The following is a 17,753-nucleotide window of genomic DNA, read 5'->3' as shown; positions in this document are numbered from 1 at the left end:
ACGTAAACAATTGAATGTTTAACTTGCGCACTATTTTCGTGAACTTCATCGTTAGGTTCAAGGCTACATCGGCCATATTAAAGTGTCCCGTTTTGATGCCATTGTGCAACTTTGTTTGTGAATATCGTTGGAGAAACAAAACACATCTCTTCGTTTTTCATTTCAACCGCGACTTGCATCGTGTGCGCTTTGCACATGCGTTTATGGGTATTCGCGTCATAAATCACGTAATCCACGCGTAGGCGATTTTCCCACTCGGTAAGCTGGGCTGTAATACGAATTTCATGATTAAACGGAATTGCTTTCACGTATTTAACTCGTGTATCAATGATCGGCCACATGTAGCCTGACTCACTCATAGCAAGGTAACCGTATTGAATTTTTTCCATCAATATTCGTCGAGCTTCTTCGAAGAATCGAAAGTAATTGCCATGATAGATAACACCCATTGGATCGGCGTCTTGAAAAGAGGTGACTAATGTCACCTCAGAGTTAAGCGGGTAAACGATCTCGCTCATCCTTATTCCTAATACAGTGGCCAGTGACGCTGTTGAATTCGGTCGATAAAGTGACGCAAATCATTCTCTAGAGGACGGTCTTCATTCACAAATTCAAACTCTTCAAGAACCGCATCGCGAATCATCTTCAGGTTATCACTCATATGATGTTCATCAAGCTCATTGTGACGTTTACGAATTTCAATTGCTTGAGTACTCGCAAGTAGTGATGCAGCCGCAACTTGTTCTGTGAGCTCAAGTACACGTAAACAATCACGAGCTGCGATGGTCCCCATACTGACTTTGTCTTGATTATGACACTCGGTAGAACGAGAAAAAACGCTTGCGGGCATGGTGTGTTTTAGTGCTTCTGCTGTCCACGCTGAAATACCGATCTGGACAGCTTTAAAACCATGGTTGATTGGCTTTCTATCACCTTGAGCACCGGTTAAGTTAAATGGTAAGCCATTGTTGAACTTGTAATCCATTAATTGCGCCATCTGTCGATCAAGAAGATCAGCAAGATTAGCAATGCCAGTTTTTAACGTATCCATGGCCATAGCAATATGACCACCATAGAAATGACCACCATGAAGAACACGCTCATTATCACCATCGATAATAGGGTTGTCGTTGGCACTGTTAAGCTCATTTTCAATCATTTGACGTAGCCAGGGTAGGGTGTCTTGAACAACGCCTATAACATGGGGTGCGCAACGCAACGAGTAGCGGTCTTGTAGACGATCACTATTACGTGGTGGTCTTTCTGCTTTAAGATCATCTCGAAGCCATGCTGCAACTTGCTGTTGACCTGGGTGAGGTTTGACGGCAAATAGAGCTTCGTCAAAGTGGAAATCATTACCGTGAATACCAACAGATACCATCGCGGTGATTTTAGTACACAACTGAGTGAGGTATTCCGCACGGCTGTATGCAAGACAGGCAAGGGCTGTCATTACAGATGTGCCGTTCATTAGAGCCAAACCTTCTTTTGGTTTCAGCTTAATCGGTTCGATGTTGAGTTCTGCAAACACATCGCTTGTAGGTCGAAGCTCTCCTTTATAAAAAACCTCTCGCTCACCGATTAACGTCGCCGCTAAATAAGATAGAGGGGTAAGATCGCCGCTTGCACCTACAGAACCTTCTTGAGGGATTCTAGGTGAAATGTCTTGATTGATCAGGGTGATAATCTGATTTAGTAGATCATGCGTAACGCCCGAAACGCCTTGAGATAATGAGCAAAGGCGAGTGGCAAGCACCGCGCGTGATTGCTCATGGCTAAGAACTTCACCCAAACCACATCCGTGAAAGCGAGTCAGGTGCAAAGGGAGTTCATCAACTAAATTAGGTGGAATTGCCACGGTACACGAGTCACCGTAGCCGGTGGTTACGCCGTAAATGACACCTTCATCTTTAAGCAAACGCTCTAGAAAAGCGACGCCACGGTCAATCTTTGCATTAAATTCTGCCGATTGGTTGATTGTTGCTTTTGCACCTTGAGAGATAGCAACAACATCTTCAATCGTAAGGCGATCCTCGCCAAAAGTGATACTATTTTTCATGTTTTCCGTCATCTTGCTGCTTACTTAAAGTCCAAAAATTAAAGAAGTTATACCACTGTAAAGGAGCTTTAAGTGTGTAATGTTCTAGTCGTTCGGCGTAGCGCTGTACTGTTTGCTGTAAAGCTGCCTGCCTCTCTTTGCGGGGCAATGCTATCTTGTCACTAAAGTGTTCAAAATAGACGTTAAAGTGTGGTTCTTTGCGGCTATCGTCACGCAATCCAAATAATAAAAAGACTGGTGCTTTCAATATTGAGGCAAGTACAAATGGTCCTTGAGGAAAAGGCGCGGGTTTGCCAAGAAAGTCTGCCCAAATAGAGCGGCTTTCTTTGCTGGTAGATGTTCTGTCACCAACAATCACTATCCATTCACCTTGCTCTATTTTCTGTTCAAGCAATATCGCAATATCAGGCCCCATATGAGTGACTTGTATAAGATTGAGATCTGAGTTTGGGTTCACCGCTTTCATCACGCTATTAAAACGCTCTGCATGCTCAGTAAATACCAGCGCATTGATTTTAATATGGGAGTGGCGGCGACTCATAGCACGACATAACTCAATATTGCCTAAATGAGACCCAAGCAGAATAATACCTTGTTTATTCTTGATGATGTCATCAAATTGCTCTTGACCATGCACGGTTAAGTTCTTAGGAGAAAAGTCACCTTTCCACGCTGCGAGTTTATCGAGTAGTGTATGGCCAAATGAGAGTAGGTGCTGGTAACTATTAAGATTAACGGGCAGTGCTAGGTCTTGTTCTTTCGCGTACTGATTCAGAGTCTCTAAGTACTGCTGTGACGCTTGTTTAGTCTGCTTGCCAGTAAGATGGTAATAGCGCATCACGACAGTCAAAAATAGATTGAAAACTTTTCGACCCATAATGCTGTAAATCGTGAGTAATAGTTTTATGCCTAAAACTGTTCCTCTCTCTTGCTGTTTTGACCAATGCTTTTGAGTTGACGGTTGAGTGACTAAAGGTTCACTTTCTGATGATCGGTAGCGCTTTGGAGAGCGAAAGTGACGGGCAACTAATTTTGGTATGCGCGGCAGCATGCCAAAGAAAAGCTTAGTGTGCATCTTACTGATTTTGATGTTGTCATGAAGCGCATCAAAGTGGGAAATCCCACCTTCAGGGTAGATAACGTTAGTCTCAACAAAATCTATATCAATACCATCCCAATACATACGGACAAGTATTTCAGTATCGAAATCCATTCGAGTGCCAATGCTGTATTTGGCCAAAACAGCAGACGTTTCCTGAATGGGATAGGTGCGAAAGCCACACATGCTGTCTTTAATACTGAAAGAAAGGGTCTCTATCCAAACCCAGACATGAGTTAGGTAGCGCCCGTACAGGCGAGCTTTCGGTACACTATCATCATAAATAGGTCGGCCTGATATGAGCCTTTGTGGCTGATCTTTTGATAATGCGATTAATTTTGGGAGTGCATTGATATCGTGCTGGCCATCAGCGTCAATCTGAATGGCATGACTAAAGGCCATTTGATGAATGGCTTCGATGCCCGCCATAACAGCGCCACCTTTTCCTTGGTTAACATCAAGGGTGACAAGGTGAATGTTATCTTGCTCTGAGAGCAACAATAGCGCCTCTTTTGTTTCTAGATCACTGCCGTCATCAACTAGCATGACGGGTAAGTTAAACTCAGCTAGTGATTTTACAACCTGAGCGATAGTTGAGCCGTGGTTATAGCAAGGGATTAAAAAGCAGGGAGAATAGCTACTCACTTGGTGCTCCAAGTTTCATCTTTCCCGTTGAGTGGACTATTTCTAAATCATCTCGTATCGACGTGTATTTAAATGCGAGCTTTTGCTTGCCGTCATCCCAAGTTAGCGATAAGCACACCGTAGAGTCGGGTAAAATGGGTTCTTGAAACTTAATCACTTCCATTCCTTTAAAGGCAGTCGGCGTGGAAAGATACTTGATAGCATAATACAATGCCCAATCGATTTGGGTTACGCCTGGTAGCAGAGGAAAATGCTGGAAATGACCAGAGAAATCCAAAATATCGGCGTCTACTTTAAAAGTAATCGTTGCCGATGGGTGTTGGATCTCTGTATTCAAAATGGTTGGTTTTCTTTTTGCCATAATATCTTTTGAAAATAATGAATTGATTACAAAACAGTGAGCTTGCTTATTTTATCGCTATTCAAATAGTGTCTCTATCTGAGCAACAAGCCGTTTTCCTTGGCTATTTAAAGGTATCTCGTTAAGAATTCTAAAGCGTTTAGGTATTGAGATTGGTTCTAACCAATGACGTAGCTCAGAACGTAGCAATATCCAAAATTTACCCTTACCAATTTCAGTGAGCTTTTGCATACCGCTTTCCGTCAGTACAATCGCCGCGACCAAGGTTAAACGTGTACTCTCTTGGATTGGAACCACTGCACTTTCCTCGATCCATTGTAATTGTTCAAGCCGTTTCTCTACTTCTACCAGTGAAACTCGCTTTTCTTCAATTTTTACAACTCGATCGGAGCGGCCTTTCAGCAAAAACTGACAATCACCTACCATCTCACATTGATCCGTTGTTTGATACCAGCGTGAGATATCGATGTAGGGTGACTTAAGCCTTAAACACCCTTCAGAGTTGAGTTCAGCATCAATGGCAGGAAACAACTGCCAAGGCTGTTCTTGAGCTTCTTGGCATCTAAATGCAATACCACCTGTTTCGGTACTGCCAAATACTTCTACCGGGTAATTGCTGAGTAGTTGCTTAGAGGTTTGTGCTGCTTTGTATGGCAATGGCCCCCCTGAGGAGAAAACCATTCTACAAGTCGTTGCTTGTTGATTTGAGAGCCGTTTAAGTAAGGCTGGGCTAGATACGAGCAAAGTATCATTATTACTATGGGATATAACCTGTTCAGGGTATTCCAGATTGATGGTATTAAATGCACGTCCTGCACATAGAGGCCATAAAACTCGAAATAGTAGCCCATAAATATGCTGATGAGAGACGGTACTTTCAATAATACAGCTGGCTAATTGCGGCCCCCATTGCTGTTCTAAAACATTAATCTCAGTGTCGAGCTGCTTCAGTGTCTTATTAATCGCTTTAGGCTGACCACTAGAGCCAGAGGTAAATAAAATGATCAATACGTCATCAAGTCTAAGTGGTTCAAAACTAGCAAGCTTGTCTTTTGAGTGAGCGGCTAAACTAGGCTCTAAGAGAGTGGCAGGAAGTAGCATCTGCCTTATGTTTTCACCGTTGTTCTCATTTGAGGCTTTGTTATCTAAAGAGTGAGCGATGTCTGAGTCACAGAGTAGTAGTTCGAATTGTGATGAAAGCTCGGCGAGTGCGCTCGACTGATAATTACCAGGAAGAACAATCGTTTTACCAGAATGGCAAAGAGCAAAGAAACCGACAGTAAACTGATAAGTATCTGTCGAGCACAAAGCAACTTTTTGAGCTTGGAGTCCATTAAGGTTGAGAACCAGTTGGTTTACATCATGACGAAATTGAGGCCATGTCCAGGAGTGCTCTGAAGAAAAAGCAACAGAATGGCTATGACTGCGTGTTGCATTCATTAACTGACGTAAAGAGCAAAACAGCTCGCTATTTTTAGTCATTTACCCAACTTCCTTGAAGGCGATTTTAATTTCAGCCATTCCGTTATAAACCTTTCTCTAGAGACTCATGTTTTTTGCGTACCATTAATCTTACGATCCACTCAATGGCAAAAAGCGCTCCGATTAACAGATAGCTAATCAAACCGTTATAGAGCGTCCAAACTTCAATACTCTGAAAACAGGTATATAAAGCAATGGAAGCATTAATAACAAAAAACACACACCAGACCTTGGTTACTTTACGAGTATAAATAACCCCGTGCACTGGAAGATCGGGTTCTTGCAGCCGAGCTAATCGCTCTATGATGGTTTGTGGCTGTTTCAGGCTATGGAAGAAAAGCGCCAACATACATAGATTCACAATCACGGGGTAAAATGTTAACCATCCGTATTGCTTAAAGATAATGCCAAATATCGTTAAACAAACGCCAGTTAACCCTGTAACCCATGCGATTTGTTTAAGTTCTTTTAGTTTTGCTTTACTGGCAGACATAATTCTTATCGCGAAGAGTACAATAAGAATTATGCCAATTGTCTGAATACCGAACTGTTCAATGCCGAAATAAACGGCGAAAGGGTAGGCAAGCAGCGTAATTGCAGACAAAGCTGTCAGCAATTTTTGCATTAGGCGCCTTTTAAAAGCTCTGTTACTGACTCAACGATGTCGTTGACGGTACGAACTGATTTGAATTCATCTGGCTTGATTTTCTTGCCTGTCACATTTTGTAAATGGACAACGAGATCAACAGCGTCAATGCTGTCTAAATCGAGGTCTTGATATAAGTGCGCGTCAGGTTTGATATCCGCTTCATCGATTTCAAAAAGTTCAACAAGTGCATCTTTTACTTGTTCAAAAACGTGTTCTTGGTTTACATCTGTCATAACGGTATCTATTTTTTATTAATTGGTTTTAGTCGAAATAAAATCAGCTAGATTTGCGACTGATGAAAAGTACTGGCGAGTATTAGAGTCGTCAGCATCAATAACGAAATTGTACTTTTTCTTAATCGCTAAACCAAGCTCTAAAGCATCAATGGAATCAAGCCCTAGGCCATCTCCAAACAAAGGTGCATTAGTCTCAATATCATCAATAGAAATATCTTCTAAATTAAGGGCATCGATGATGAGTTGTTTGATTTCGTTTTGTAGTACTTCCATTTGCACCTACTTAAATTTATATGTTCTTGGGAAAAATTGCGGTGGCTAAATATTTGTTTAACTTTCTGGCCGCCAAAGTCGCATTACTAGTTTGCTCTATAAAGGGTTCAACCTCAACTTTACCTTTTATTTCTACGTGAAAAAAAGGCTTTGTTTTTGGAACTTGATACCACTTTTTCTCTTTTGTTAAAAAGCTAGGTGTCACTGATATGTGAATAATACGCATATCTCGCCCAGTTCTCACCGCAATTTGTGCCGCGCCCCGCTGTAACTTAGTTTCTTCATTTGATCGTGTACGAGTACCCTCAGGGAAAACAAGTAGAACATTTCCTTGATCAAATTTTTGCTGACACTGTTCGACTAAGTCTTCAGGTGCTTCGTTGGGAATATAGCCAGCGGCCTTCACAACATGCTTCATGAACATATTTGACCATATCGCCGACTTAACGAGGCAGTCACATTGCTTGAGCTGTGAGGCAATTAACACGTAATCAATAAGGCTTGGGTGGTTAGCAATGATCAAACAGTGTTTGTCATCAGCTAAGTTCTCTGCCCCGACAATTTGATAGTCGATGGCACCTGTGAACTTCATGAGGCGACAGAATAGATCAAAACTTTGCTGTATTAAGTGCTGAACATGCAATTGTTGTTGTGAACTGTCACGATTAAAAAGGTGGATAAGGGGGATAAATACAAAGCTGAGAAAAAGCCCTCCAATGCCAAAAATTGAAAAGCAAAGTCCGGTTGCAAATACTCGCCAGTATTGATTCAGTTTTATAAAAATCGCGTCCATTTCCATCCTTGTAGATCGCCGTTTAACTGCCACTCCGTGTGGTCTTGAATGTAGTGCTGCAAGAAATCGAGACCCTGCGGCAATAACGAGGTTTCTGGTGCGTGCTCGCCGGTCGTTGGCTTAATTGAAACCGAGTTACCTTGGCTTAGAATGAGACCAAGACTGTAACCTTGATACTCTTCTTTCTCATATTGCTGATACACCTCTGGGACAGGCTCATCAAAATCAATCACTAGAACCTTATGAGTCGGGTTCTCTTCGAGGTAAAGCCAAGCATCGACAATGGCACTTTGAAAAGTATTACGCCCTGCCGCAATAGATGTCGCAGGAATCGTTTTTTTTGTGGCAATTGTCGCTAATCCTGCGGCGGTATTATGCACCGATTGGGAAAACGCCATCGGAGATGCTTCTTCACCTTGAACAATATCTTTAATAAGCGTAGCACTGCGGTGTAGCTCACCGTGTCGGCTTGCGAAAACTAAGTAGTCCACGTCATGTTTTTCTAGCAACTCCAAAGCCGTTTGCAGTGCCAATTTGCTAAGAGTGCTCATCCGACGGCGCATCATGGGCGGAATATGATTGACGTCTGCCTTGCCGTCTTGTGGCCATAGGTTATTAATGGCCCATTGTTGCCACTGTTTTTTTTGATTCAACCCTGCTGACTGTGCAAAGTAGTCAACAACATTAAATGAGGCTATTTGAGTTTCATTTGACATAAGATATTGATTTGTTGCCTTACTGGCTAAATACTAGGGGCCACAATACTATGTGGTTATCAATACTATGTTAATGACAAGGACGAGTTATGAAAACAACTAAAATTATTATTTCCCTATTTTTGACGCTTCTTTTAGTGGGTTGTGGTCGAGTTCAACCTATTATGAATATTGAAGATACACCTGTTGCATATGAGATGAATAATCAACAAGTTAAAACGGTTATTCTAGAAGCCGCCATGAAACGTGGTTGGGTGATTAAAGAAGTAGCAAACAGCAAGATAACTGCAACTGTTGACGTTCGCTCACATTCAGCGACGATTGAGATCCCATACACTAACAAGTACTACTCAATTCTTTATGTCGATTCGAATAATTTAAAAGCAGATGATCAGAATATCCACAGAAGCTACAACAAATGGGTCTCAACCTTAAATCGTGATATTCAACAAAAATTGGCTCTTTTAGCCGCTTCTCAATAATCATTTAATCAATTAGGTTCAAACGTGTTAGATCAAAAAATTGACCCATTCAATGCTCTTGAAGCAAAAACTGAAGCTCAAAAACTGGCGTTCGCGCCAATCGTATTCCAAACTGCGAGAACGTTACGTGATTTGGGCATATTGGCCGCGATAGATGAAGCAGGAAGTCAGGGACTTAACGCCGAACAAATAGTTGCAGAAACTGGTGTGTCCGAGTATGGCGTAAAAGTGCTGTTAGACATGGCAATAAGCGCTCATATAGTATTGTGGGATGACACCAATTACTCGTTGGCAAACCTTGGGTTCTTTTTACTTCATGATGGCATGACTAATGCCAACATGGATTTCACTGCTGACGTTTGTTATGCAGCAATGATGCACCTAACAGAGTCAATTGAAGAGGGCAAACCGGCTGGCCTTAAAGAGTTAGGCGACTGGGAAACCATATATCAAGGGTTATCTCGCTTACCTGAAAAAGCCAAAGATAGCTGGTTTAAGTTTGACCACTTCTATTCGGACCGCTCGTTTCCTGTGCTGCTACAAGAAGTATTTACCTCTAAACCCAAACACATTATTGATATTGGTGGTAACACAGGTAAGTGGGCGATGCAGTGTTGTCAGCATGATGAAGACGTTCAAATTACGATTGTTGATTTACCGCAGCAGCTAGAGATGGCTATGAAAAATGCGGAGAAGCATGGGTTTTCTAAGCGTGTGACTCCTTATCCTGCCAATATGCTTGATAAAAAGCAGAGCCTCCCGGAAAGTGCAGACGTTTGGTGGATGAGCCAGTTCTTAGACTGTTTTTCGCCAATGGAAATTTTGAGTATTTTGAAGCGTGTAAAAGCGCAGTTAAAACCCGATTCAACAGTATACATCTTGGAGCTATTTTGGGATGCGCAGAAATATGACGCAGCAGCGTTTAGTCTGAATGCCACTTCACTTTATTTTACTTGCCTAGCAAATGGAAATAGCCGTTTCTATCGCAGTGAAGATTTCTTAGAAATAGTTGAAGAGGCTGATCTCGAAGTTGTTGAACGTACAGATAACATAGGCTTGGGACATACATTGCTGCAGCTGAAAGCTAAAGCTTAATCTGAGGCTAATATGATGGAAAGACAATCTGCTCAAGTTGTTATTGTTGGTGCTGGTCCATCGGGTTCTATTGCCGCCGCATTGTTGCTTAAACAAGGCATAGAAGCGGTTGTTATAGAGAAGGCTGTGTTTCCTCGCTTCTCTATTGGAGAGAGCTTGCTGCCTGCTTGTATGGAAGTGATTGAAAAAGCAGGAATGAAGGCGGATGTTGAAGCTGCGAAATTTCAATATAAGGATGGCGCAGCCTTTCGCTGTAATGGCCAATACACCGAATTTGATTTTCAAGATAAGTTCACTGAAGGTCCATGCACCACCTTTCAAGTTCAACGCGGCAATTTTGATAAAATATTGGCAGATTCAGCGCAGAAGCAGGGGATCGAGATACGCTATCAACACGAACTCAAAAATATTGAGTTCGATTCCAGCGGTGCTGTTTTAGATATATCAGTTGAAGATGGGCTTCAATATCAAATACATGCTCAGTATGTGCTTGATGCGAGTGGTTTTGGACGCGTGCTACCCAAGTTATTGGATCTTGAGACACCATCATGCTTACCACCAAGAAAGGCTCTGTTTACTCACATCGTCGATAATATCGATGCTAGTATTCATCCTCAGTATGATCGAAATAAAATTCTAGTCTCTGTCCACCCACAAAATCCAGACGTATGGTATTGGCTTATTCCTTTCTCAAACGGAGTGTGCTCATTTGGCATTGTGGGTGAGCCTAGCTTTTTTGCAAGCTACCCTCAAGATTCACTAGAAGCGATTCAAGCCTTAATCGGGGAAGAGCCATTTCTAGCCTCATTATTAGCTCAAGCTGAGTTCCCGAATCCTATCGGTGAACTGAACGGCTATTCGGCTAACGTTAAACATTTAGCGACAGAACACTATGCTCTACTAGGCAATGCGGGGGAATTTTTAGATCCTGTGTTCTCATCTGGTGTCACCATTGCTATGAAGTCTGCCGAGCTTGCAACACAATGCGTGGTGCGTCAGATCAATGGCGATAAGGTTGATTGGGATGAAGAGTATGCAGCACCATTGATGCTCGGTGTTGATGCATTTCGTACGTATGTTGAAGGTTGGTATAACGGATCATTGCAAGATGTGATATTCCACCAAAATCCAAATGCTCGAATCAAACAGATGATATGCGCTATTTTGGCTGGCTATGCTTGGGATGAAAGTAACCCTTACGTGAAAGAGTCTGAGCGCCGATTAAGCCGTTTAGCGGAATACGTGCGGTTAGATACGTAATTGTTTAGAGGTTGAAGCTTGTAAATTGAAAGGATATTAATCGAATTAATATCCTTTTTTACTTTATGTTTTAGGTGGCTTACGAACTGACTAGTTATGAAACGAAGTAGCTTATGGACTGGCTAACCTAAGGGGGTGTAGTAGACAAAGTGACCAAAGCGGTTTCATTGCTGTTGATGTTTGGATGGGCAATATTTTGATATTCTGCAATTTCAGTTCTGAGCCCTTTAAACGTATTCAATGCGCTATTAATCGCAAGTTTATTGACCAACCAATCAGGTAATATCCCCGATGGATTTGCAAATGCGACATATTCAATATGTGTGGCGCCATTAGTTAGCTTCTCTAGCTTCCATAGCGCATTTACATCAGTGATCCTTATATAGTTGGGCTGTGTTGCTAGCATGCTTGGTGCATCTTTGATTAAAAGAACAAAAGCACCATCTTGGAAGTAGTAACGAGAGTAGGTCACCATGTCTCTATCTAATGCGGGCCAAGGTGCTTTAAACTGAGTGTATACGATGTTCTCATTTGGGCTAATCTGATGTAGAACTTGGCTTTTTTCGACGTTATCAATCCAAGCTGGAACTCGCTTAGTATCCTCTAACAAGAGTAAAAAAGCAGAATAATTTGTTGTGATGAACATTTGCGCGCGGATTTCAATTAACCCATCACTATGGGGGCGCGTATGGATTGTTATACCGCCTTCGGTCTTCACAAATTGCCAATTCAGATCTGGTGCAGCAAAAGTGAAAGCGGAGAGGCAAAAGGAGAAAATCAAAAATAGTGTTCGCATGATTTTCTCCATAGCCGTTATCGAAATAAGATCTTGTTCAAAGGTGTTCTTTCTAATCCTAGAACTAAGATTGCAGTAAGTAAAACAGTGCCTAACCATACAGTTAAGTCTTTCATGCCAAATGTTAATTCATAGAAACCTACAACGTTAAGCATGACGATTATGACAAGCATATGGCTAACATAAATAGAAAGAACTCGTTTTGATAGTGCAAATACAAGCGGCGCGTTTCCTAATGTCGGTTTTGATAATAACCATAAAAAGCAACCAACGGTCCAGATAGCTGTCCCTAACAAGAAATCATTGGCATTAAATGTTTGCCCTAATTGATGCAGATTCCACGCTTCACCCATATGTAAGAATAAACCAAACAGGATTAACGCGAGTGCTTTCGAGCTACTAATGGCGATATTGTTTTGGCGAATGGTGAAACCAATAGCGACCATTAGGGTTGCAAAGAAAGGTCCATTTCGAGTAAAGAATGGAGGCTCAAGGTTGGTGAGGATTTGATAGCTTCCAGCAAGTAAACCATATAAATACAATATGACAGCAACAGGAATGATCAGATTCGCTTGTTTACTTTGAAGTAAAAAGGCCATGATTGCGACAGCGCTTATTAGTGCAGGTATAAACCATAAATGAACCAGCCCACCTTCAAGCAATGAGTTAAGTGGTGAGTCCATTAAATAGTTCCAATAGCCAGAACGTTCCGCTATATAGCCATGCTCCATTAGCACCCCAAGATTAAAAGGCATTGCTAGGCTTAATACACTCCAAACTAGCCATATTTTGAGAAGAGGCTTGGAATACGCTTTCAAAGTTTCATAGGGTGATGCTAAGAGCTTTGGTTGAATTAGGTAGCCAGAGATTAGAAAAAAGAGTGGTACGGCGAATCGGGTGGATTGATTAAATATGTATCCAAACCATGATTCTCCATCTATTAGCCAATAACCAATAAACATTTGGCAGTGCATAGAGAGTATTGCCAACATCGCGACAACACGACCAAGCTCAATACTGGCTATTTTATTTGAAGAAGACATTTTGTTCATTTGAGTTGAATTAATTAGCTTATAAGAAGAGATAGGCCAATTTATCAATATTCTACGTTATTACAATTTCTTAGCTCTGTTTTACTGCTGTTTTGCTAGGCATTCTACTTTTCGTTGTGCCTTTATGAAAACTTGATATCGATGGTGGATAAAAAGTACTCAAAAGGGCCTAGATCAGATTTAGAGTTGAAAGCGCGAAAATGCCGATTGTGCAGGTAACAAGTGAAAGAACGGTTGTAAGAGCAATAATATTAGCCGCTAGAGTAGAGTTTCCTCCCATAGACCTCGCCATTACGTAACTTGCCGCGGCCGTCGGTGCTGCGGCCATTAAGAAGATAAGCCCAAGCTCCTGACCTTTAAAGCCAAATGCAATGGCTGCTAGTGTGGCTGCTATTGGAGCAAGAATCAGCTTGAAGCAGGTTGCAAACCAAGTTGGAAATTTATCGTGCTTAAGAGATTGAATATTGAGAGAGCCTCCGGTACACAATAGCGCGAGTGGTAGCGTCATATCCGCAAAATACTGCCCTGCATCAATGGCCATTTGGGGAATGGGAATTGAGAGGGAAAAGGCAATAACCCCTAACAAAATCGAAATGATTAATGGATTACGTGTCAGCGTTTTTCCAATAACTTTAACTGCTTGTGCACCAAAACCCTTATCTGTTGGTGAAAGAGCAATAACGGCTTGAATATTATATAAAACCGTCATTGAGGCAACATAGACGGCGGCAAGCGCAACGCCTGAAGCACCATAAATATTGGCAACATAAGCTAAACCAATAATAGCTGTATTGGCGCGAAAGCCTCCCTGGATGATCACACCTTGATCTTTAGGGCTGGAGAACACTTTTTTGGTGATGATAGTTGTAATAATGAAGAATAGGGCGTTGATGGCCAGCCCAAAAAGTACTAAGCCGCCACTACTTACAAAGTCGTGATCAGATTGAACAATACTTAGAAATAACATCGCTGGCAGGGTGACCTGAAAAACCAATTTTGAGGCGATATCAATGAAATTTTCATTGATCAATTGGATCCGCTTGAGAAACACACCTAGGAACAACATTAAGCAGATAGGGCCTGTAATGGATGCTGAAAACAGAAGTTGTTCAAAAAGAGTGTTCATGGTTTTCCTCAATATGCCATACAAGTACATTGTGCCTAGATTGGTAACGGATTAAAATTTAATTTGCAAAAAAGTACGAACGTGCTAAATATAATAGAGTGAATTAATATTGATGGTGAATATGAGTAAGGGAAGAGTTACTAAAGAACATATATTAAGCACTGCATTTGAGCTTGCGAGCGTCAATGGGTTAGAGAGCCTGACGATTGGCGAACTGGCAAAGCAGTGTGGTATGTCAAAGAGTGGACTGTTCGCTCATTTTAACTCAAAAGATAATTTGCAGGTCGCGGTACTTGAACACGCCAATTTAATTTTTACAACACGTGTTATCGCTCCGGCTAGAGTACAGAATGATGTGAGTATTGAAAAAAAACTTACAGCTCTAATGGATAACTGGTTGAGTTGGAACCACTCTTTTCAAGGCAGTTGCATGTTTTTGGATGCTTGGAAAGATACAACTGCAGAACCGAGTGCGACACAGGTAGCCCTGAAAAAGACGATCTCTACATGGATAAACTATCTACAGATTCAAGTGGAGAAAGGTATTGAAAGCAATGAGTTCCATAAGGATTTGCAGCCAAGCCAAGCAGCCTTTGAACTGTATGGTCTCTATTTAAGTGCTCACCTTTTCTATTCGATACGAGGAGAAGAGGCCAGTTACGAGCACTTCTGGTTAGGTGTAAAGCGCCTATTCATTAGTTGGCGATCTGAAGTCGTCTAGAATAACTAGCGATTAAATTGTTTTCTTTTAATCTAAAATAGCACGGTCGTTCTATAAATGACGGCACATAGGAATGAACATGAGTGACAAAATCTATTTTAATACTTCTGCTAAGTTTAGTGTGAAACGAAGCCTGCTTAATGTGACGACTCGTTTGCATCATAGTGTCGCGCCTAAACATGCGAAAAAAGTAGCAAGAAAACTACTATTAACGCCCGTGCGAAGTCAGCCAAAAAATGCAGAACCGAAAGGTTTGATGAAAAACAAAGTCGACTGGAGTGGCGGTACGCTTGAAACTTATCAACTTGGGCAAGGGCCGATTTGGGTGTTAAGTCACGGTTGGTCGGGAACAGCGAGTCAGTTCTTTCCTCTTATGGAACACATTGCAAGTAAGGGCTTTACAGCGCTTGCTTACGACCACCCTGCGCATGGTAAAAGTGATGGTGTTTATGGCCATATCCCTGTTTTTGTTGAGGGACTTGAAGCAATTTTAGACAGTATTCCAAGTGAAATTGCGGGCATCATCGCACACAGTATGGGAACGGCTTCAGCGCTAGAGTGTCGTCATCGTAAATTAGAAAACCGCCCAATGCTGTTGATTGCACCTGTTTTGGACTATTTCGAGAACTTATTTGGCAGTGTTGCTCGTTCAGGGTATTCATTAAAATTATTCCAAGCGATAGTGTCGGAGATTGAAGATCAGTATCACTATCCTATTCAGTCAGTAAATCCATATCAGAAGCTAGGCGTTAGGGAATCAAAAACAATTATCGTTCACGATGAAAAGGACAAATTTGCTAATTTCGATGTTTCCATACGAGCTGATAACGAATTTAATAAAGTCTCTTTAGAGATAACAAAAGGACAGGGGCATGGAAGAGTGATGAATTGTCAGCAGGTTTTCGACAGTTTTGATTTGTTAAGCTGTGAATGAATTAATAGAACTATCGATTAAATCAGTCAAAAAAGTGATGGGTAATTTATTTTAATTCTATAATTATTTCAGGGTGTTAACCGTATAAACCTTTCTGTTGATGTGGTTAACATCTTTATTAAACAAATTACTGAATTCGTTATTTATATGTAAGCATATTGTTGTCAAAACGCCCTTGAAAGGAATGATAACAATGAATAGAAATGACAGTGTGCCACTCCCCTCCAACACTCGTGAGTGGTTTTTAAATCGCAACAGCCTGATTATACTTTCCAACATCATTTTGTGTTTATTCATGTATAAAACACTGCCATTTGATCCTCAAGTTGTATTGGGTCTGAGTATGCTTACTTTCATCGCAATACTGTGGCTGACGGAAGCTCTACATGTCACGGTCACCGCCATATTAGTCCCAATATTGGCGGTACTATTTGGTGTTTTCGATACTCAAACCGCTCTAAATAATTTTTCTAACTCAATCATATTTCTTTTTCTTGGCGGATTTGCATTAGCTGCGGCAATGCACACGCAAGGGCTAGATAAAGTGATTGCTGACAAGGTATTAGTCTTAGCAAAAGGGCGTATGAGTGTTGCGGTGTTTATGCTATTTGGCGTTACAGCGGGCTTATCTATGTGGATCAGTAATACCGCAACCACGGCGATGATGCTTCCACTAGTGCTTGGTGTATTAAGTAAAGTAAATTCTGAATCGGGGCATAAAACGTATGTTTTCGTTCTTCTTGGGATTGCATATAGTGCAAGTATTGGCGGAATAGCAACAATAGTAGGTAGCCCGCCCAATGCAATTGCTGCGGTAGAGGTTGGATTAACCTTTACTGAATGGATGGCATTTGGTGTGCCTGCGGCAATGATCTTACTACCTGTCTCTATTTTGGTTCTTTATTTGGTGATCAAACCCGATTTAAAAGGACAATTTGAGCTAAACCAAGAAGCGGTCGAGTGGGATAAGGGAAAGGTCGTTACATTAGCGATATTTGCTACAACCGTACTACTTTGGATTTTCAGTAAGCCGATAAACGGTATGATCGGTGGTTACGCCAAATTCGATACGATTGTTGCTCTAGGTGCGATTGTGATGGTTAATTTCGCTCGAGTCGTACATTGGAAGGATATCGAAAAAACGGCTGACTGGGGTGTTCTGTTGTTATTTGGCGGTGGAATTTGTCTAAGTAATGTACTTAAAGCAACAGGAACCAGTGTATTTCTCGCAAATGAGTTGAGCGGGCTAATTTCGCAGTTTGGGATTGTTTTAATAATCTTAGTAGTCGCTGCCTTTGTTGTATTTTTAACTGAGTTTGCCAGTAACACGGCGAGTGCTGCACTTTTAATCCCAGTTTTTGCAACTGTAGCTGAAGCCTTTGGTATGTCACCGGTGATTTTGTCAGTGTTGATTGCCGTCGCAGCGTCTTGTGCATTTATGTTACCAGTGGCTACTCCGCCGAATGCGATTGTATTTGGTTCTGGGCATATTAAACAAAGTGAAATGATGCGGGTAGGGATTATTTTAAACGTCGTTTGTATAGGTGCATTAACACTGATTGCGATGATGTTTTGGGCGTAATTCTAAGAATGTAATGACCGTTTAGTCTATTTGTCAGCTTCTTTACTGCTTGTAAAGAAGCCGTTTTTTGTATGGCTGGTTGGTTTATTTGTCTTCAGAGGTGTAGCTCGAATAGGAGCAGTAGTAGCAACCATTTGATTGAGGATATATTTTTTTAGCCGCACTTAACGCAGTACTGCAAGCTGTATGATAACCAAGTGGGTCACAATCATTTTTATTTGGGCTGTGGGTACATGTTGCGGTGTGAATTTCGTGGTCGCCATTCTCTTGCGCTTTCTTATCAACATAAAATAAACTCATAATCACCTCTGACAATTAATGTTCAACTTGTTGTGTAGCAATCCAGATTACTCCTATAAAACTATAGGAGGTAGCCGCGTGTGTGGATAGTT

At 41.5% G+C, this 17,753-nt stretch carries 20 protein-coding genes; 6 read left to right on the top strand and 14 right to left on the bottom strand.

All coding sequences use genetic code 11. From position 1 onward, the window contains the following. Positions 1 to 77: 77 nt before the first annotated feature. The 10 genes from L4C54_RS08080 to L4C54_RS08035 are packed head-to-tail and all read right to left on the bottom strand — an operon-like array spanning position 78 to position 8,313. Positions 78 to 518, bottom strand: a complete 441-nt coding sequence (locus L4C54_RS08080) for an acyl-CoA thioesterase (protein WP_428807763.1) — start codon at positions 516 to 518, stop codon at positions 78 to 80. 8 nt (positions 519 to 526) lie between these two features. After that, positions 527 to 2,059: an HAL/PAL/TAL family ammonia-lyase gene (locus tag L4C54_RS08075; protein ID WP_428807762.1), complete on the bottom strand. Its 1,533-nt coding sequence runs from the start codon at positions 2,057 to 2,059 to the stop codon at positions 527 to 529. Next, a complete protein-coding gene (locus tag L4C54_RS08070) occupies positions 2,049 to 3,803 on the bottom strand; it encodes a glycosyltransferase family 2 protein (protein ID WP_428807761.1) in 1,755 nt (584 codons plus the stop codon). The genes L4C54_RS08075 and L4C54_RS08070 overlap by 11 nt, the downstream gene beginning before the upstream one ends. Continuing rightward, the gene (locus L4C54_RS08065; protein WP_428807760.1) at positions 3,796 to 4,164 is read right to left on the bottom strand and encodes an ApeI family dehydratase; all 369 of its coding nucleotides are present in this window, start codon (positions 4,162 to 4,164) and stop codon (positions 3,796 to 3,798) included. The genes L4C54_RS08070 and L4C54_RS08065 overlap by 8 nt, the downstream gene beginning before the upstream one ends. A gap of 57 nt (positions 4,165 to 4,221) precedes the next feature. Next, entirely contained in the window at positions 4,222 to 5,646 is a 1,425-nt protein-coding gene (locus tag L4C54_RS08060) for an AMP-binding protein (protein WP_428807759.1), read from the bottom strand. Positions 5,647 to 5,689: 43 nt separating this feature from the next. Next, the gene (locus L4C54_RS08055; RefSeq protein ID WP_428807758.1) at positions 5,690 to 6,271 is read right to left on the bottom strand and encodes a COG4648 family protein; all 582 of its coding nucleotides are present in this window, start codon (positions 6,269 to 6,271) and stop codon (positions 5,690 to 5,692) included. After that, a complete protein-coding gene (locus tag L4C54_RS08050; protein WP_428799723.1) occupies positions 6,271 to 6,528 on the bottom strand; it encodes an acyl carrier protein in 258 nt (85 codons plus the stop codon). The genes L4C54_RS08055 and L4C54_RS08050 overlap by 1 nt, the downstream gene beginning before the upstream one ends. An 18-nt stretch (positions 6,529 to 6,546) precedes the next feature. Beyond that, entirely contained in the window at positions 6,547 to 6,804 is a 258-nt protein-coding gene (locus tag L4C54_RS08045) for a phosphopantetheine-binding protein (RefSeq protein ID WP_428799724.1), read from the bottom strand. Positions 6,805 to 6,820: 16 nt separating this feature from the next. Beyond that, positions 6,821 to 7,597, bottom strand: coding sequence for a lysophospholipid acyltransferase family protein (locus tag L4C54_RS08040; RefSeq protein WP_428807757.1), 777 nt, complete (start codon positions 7,595 to 7,597; stop codon positions 6,821 to 6,823). Continuing rightward, entirely contained in the window at positions 7,579 to 8,313 is a 735-nt protein-coding gene (locus L4C54_RS08035; protein WP_428807756.1) for a beta-ketoacyl synthase chain length factor, read from the bottom strand. Before L4C54_RS08035 ends, L4C54_RS08040 begins: the two co-directional genes overlap by 19 nt. A gap of 89 nt (positions 8,314 to 8,402) precedes the next feature. On the opposite strand from L4C54_RS08035, the gene L4C54_RS08030 reads away from it, so the two are divergent. From L4C54_RS08030 to L4C54_RS08020, 3 genes are read left to right on the top strand one after another with little or no spacing between them, the layout of a single operon-like run. Next, complete coding sequence (locus tag L4C54_RS08030; RefSeq protein ID WP_428799727.1) at positions 8,403 to 8,795, top strand: hypothetical protein; 393 nt, start codon at positions 8,403 to 8,405, stop codon at positions 8,793 to 8,795. 24 nt (positions 8,796 to 8,819) lie between these two features. After that, complete coding sequence (locus L4C54_RS08025) at positions 8,820 to 9,890, top strand: class I SAM-dependent methyltransferase (RefSeq protein WP_428807755.1); 1,071 nt, start codon at positions 8,820 to 8,822, stop codon at positions 9,888 to 9,890. A 15-nt stretch (positions 9,891 to 9,905) separates the two neighbouring features. Next, a complete protein-coding gene (locus L4C54_RS08020) occupies positions 9,906 to 11,150 on the top strand; it encodes an NAD(P)/FAD-dependent oxidoreductase (protein ID WP_428807956.1) in 1,245 nt (414 codons plus the stop codon). Positions 11,151 to 11,277: 127 nt separating this feature from the next. Here L4C54_RS08020 and L4C54_RS08015 read toward each other — a convergent pair whose 3' ends face one another. The 3 genes from L4C54_RS08015 to L4C54_RS08005 all read right to left on the bottom strand — a co-directional run bounded on the left by L4C54_RS08015 (position 11,278) and on the right by L4C54_RS08005 (position 14,124). Continuing rightward, positions 11,278 to 11,946 carry an START domain-containing protein gene (locus tag L4C54_RS08015; RefSeq protein WP_428807754.1) on the bottom strand — a complete coding sequence of 223 codons (669 nt, stop codon included), beginning with the start codon at positions 11,944 to 11,946 and terminating at the stop codon, positions 11,278 to 11,280. A gap of 17 nt (positions 11,947 to 11,963) precedes the next feature. After that, positions 11,964 to 12,989, bottom strand: coding sequence for an acyltransferase (locus L4C54_RS08010; protein WP_428807753.1), 1,026 nt, complete (start codon positions 12,987 to 12,989; stop codon positions 11,964 to 11,966). Positions 12,990 to 13,167: 178 nt separating this feature from the next. Then, positions 13,168 to 14,124, bottom strand: coding sequence for an AEC family transporter (locus L4C54_RS08005; RefSeq protein WP_428807752.1), 957 nt, complete (start codon positions 14,122 to 14,124; stop codon positions 13,168 to 13,170). A 121-nt stretch (positions 14,125 to 14,245) separates the two neighbouring features. Here L4C54_RS08005 and L4C54_RS08000 point away from each other — a divergent pair, with 121 nt between their 5' ends. The 3 genes from L4C54_RS08000 to L4C54_RS07990 all read left to right on the top strand — a co-directional run bounded on the left by L4C54_RS08000 (position 14,246) and on the right by L4C54_RS07990 (position 17,361). Beyond that, positions 14,246 to 14,845 carry a TetR/AcrR family transcriptional regulator gene (locus tag L4C54_RS08000; protein WP_428807751.1) on the top strand — a complete coding sequence of 200 codons (600 nt, stop codon included), beginning with the start codon at positions 14,246 to 14,248 and terminating at the stop codon, positions 14,843 to 14,845. Positions 14,846 to 14,924: 79 nt separating this feature from the next. Continuing rightward, a complete protein-coding gene (locus tag L4C54_RS07995; protein WP_428807750.1) occupies positions 14,925 to 15,779 on the top strand; it encodes an alpha/beta hydrolase in 855 nt (284 codons plus the stop codon). Positions 15,780 to 15,972: 193 nt separating this feature from the next. After that, positions 15,973 to 17,361: an SLC13 family permease gene (locus L4C54_RS07990; protein WP_428807749.1), complete on the top strand. Its 1,389-nt coding sequence runs from the start codon at positions 15,973 to 15,975 to the stop codon at positions 17,359 to 17,361. 84 nt (positions 17,362 to 17,445) lie between these two features. Here the strand turns inward: L4C54_RS07990 and L4C54_RS07985 are convergent, their stop codons facing one another. Then, a complete protein-coding gene (locus L4C54_RS07985; protein ID WP_428799734.1) occupies positions 17,446 to 17,661 on the bottom strand; it encodes a hypothetical protein in 216 nt (71 codons plus the stop codon). Positions 17,662 to 17,753 lie beyond the last annotated feature (92 nt).

Origin of the sequence: Vibrio lamellibrachiae (assembly GCF_050337265.1) — a bacterium.
GTDB lineage: Bacteria > Pseudomonadota > Gammaproteobacteria > Enterobacterales > Vibrionaceae > Vibrio > Vibrio kyushuensis.
This window is presented reverse-complemented; position numbering and strand designations above follow the sequence as displayed.

Excerpts from the sequence above, each read along its gene's own strand:
- L4C54_RS08080 (WP_428807763.1), bottom strand. The coding sequence starts at position 518 with ATGAGCGAGATCGTTTACCCGCTTAACTCTGAGGTGACATTAGTCACC.
- L4C54_RS08075 (WP_428807762.1), bottom strand. The coding sequence starts at position 2,059 with ATGAAAAATAGTATCACTTTTGGCGAGGATCGCCTTACGATTGAAGAT.
- L4C54_RS08065 (WP_428807760.1), bottom strand. The coding sequence starts at position 4,164 with ATGGCAAAAAGAAAACCAACCATTTTGAATACAGAGATCCAACACCCA.
- L4C54_RS08060 (WP_428807759.1), bottom strand. The coding sequence starts at position 5,646 with ATGACTAAAAATAGCGAGCTGTTTTGCTCTTTACGTCAGTTAATGAAT.
- L4C54_RS08055 (WP_428807758.1), bottom strand. The coding sequence starts at position 6,271 with ATGCAAAAATTGCTGACAGCTTTGTCTGCAATTACGCTGCTTGCCTAC.
- L4C54_RS08050 (WP_428799723.1), bottom strand. The coding sequence starts at position 6,528 with ATGACAGATGTAAACCAAGAACACGTTTTTGAACAAGTAAAAGATGCA.
- L4C54_RS08045 (WP_428799724.1), bottom strand. The coding sequence starts at position 6,804 with ATGGAAGTACTACAAAACGAAATCAAACAACTCATCATCGATGCCCTT.
- L4C54_RS08040 (WP_428807757.1), bottom strand. The coding sequence starts at position 7,597 with ATGGACGCGATTTTTATAAAACTGAATCAATACTGGCGAGTATTTGCA.
- L4C54_RS08035 (WP_428807756.1), bottom strand. The coding sequence starts at position 8,313 with ATGTCAAATGAAACTCAAATAGCCTCATTTAATGTTGTTGACTACTTT.
- L4C54_RS08030 (WP_428799727.1), top strand. The coding sequence starts at position 8,403 with ATGAAAACAACTAAAATTATTATTTCCCTATTTTTGACGCTTCTTTTA.
- L4C54_RS08020 (WP_428807956.1), top strand. The coding sequence starts at position 9,906 with ATGGAAAGACAATCTGCTCAAGTTGTTATTGTTGGTGCTGGTCCATCG.
- L4C54_RS08015 (WP_428807754.1), bottom strand. The coding sequence starts at position 11,946 with ATGCGAACACTATTTTTGATTTTCTCCTTTTGCCTCTCCGCTTTCACT.
- L4C54_RS08010 (WP_428807753.1), bottom strand. The coding sequence starts at position 12,989 with ATGTCTTCTTCAAATAAAATAGCCAGTATTGAGCTTGGTCGTGTTGTC.
- L4C54_RS08005 (WP_428807752.1), bottom strand. The coding sequence starts at position 14,124 with ATGAACACTCTTTTTGAACAACTTCTGTTTTCAGCATCCATTACAGGC.
- L4C54_RS08000 (WP_428807751.1), top strand. The coding sequence starts at position 14,246 with ATGAGTAAGGGAAGAGTTACTAAAGAACATATATTAAGCACTGCATTT.
- L4C54_RS07995 (WP_428807750.1), top strand. The coding sequence starts at position 14,925 with ATGAGTGACAAAATCTATTTTAATACTTCTGCTAAGTTTAGTGTGAAA.
- L4C54_RS07990 (WP_428807749.1), top strand. The coding sequence starts at position 15,973 with ATGAATAGAAATGACAGTGTGCCACTCCCCTCCAACACTCGTGAGTGG.
- L4C54_RS07985 (WP_428799734.1), bottom strand. The coding sequence starts at position 17,661 with ATGAGTTTATTTTATGTTGATAAGAAAGCGCAAGAGAATGGCGACCAC.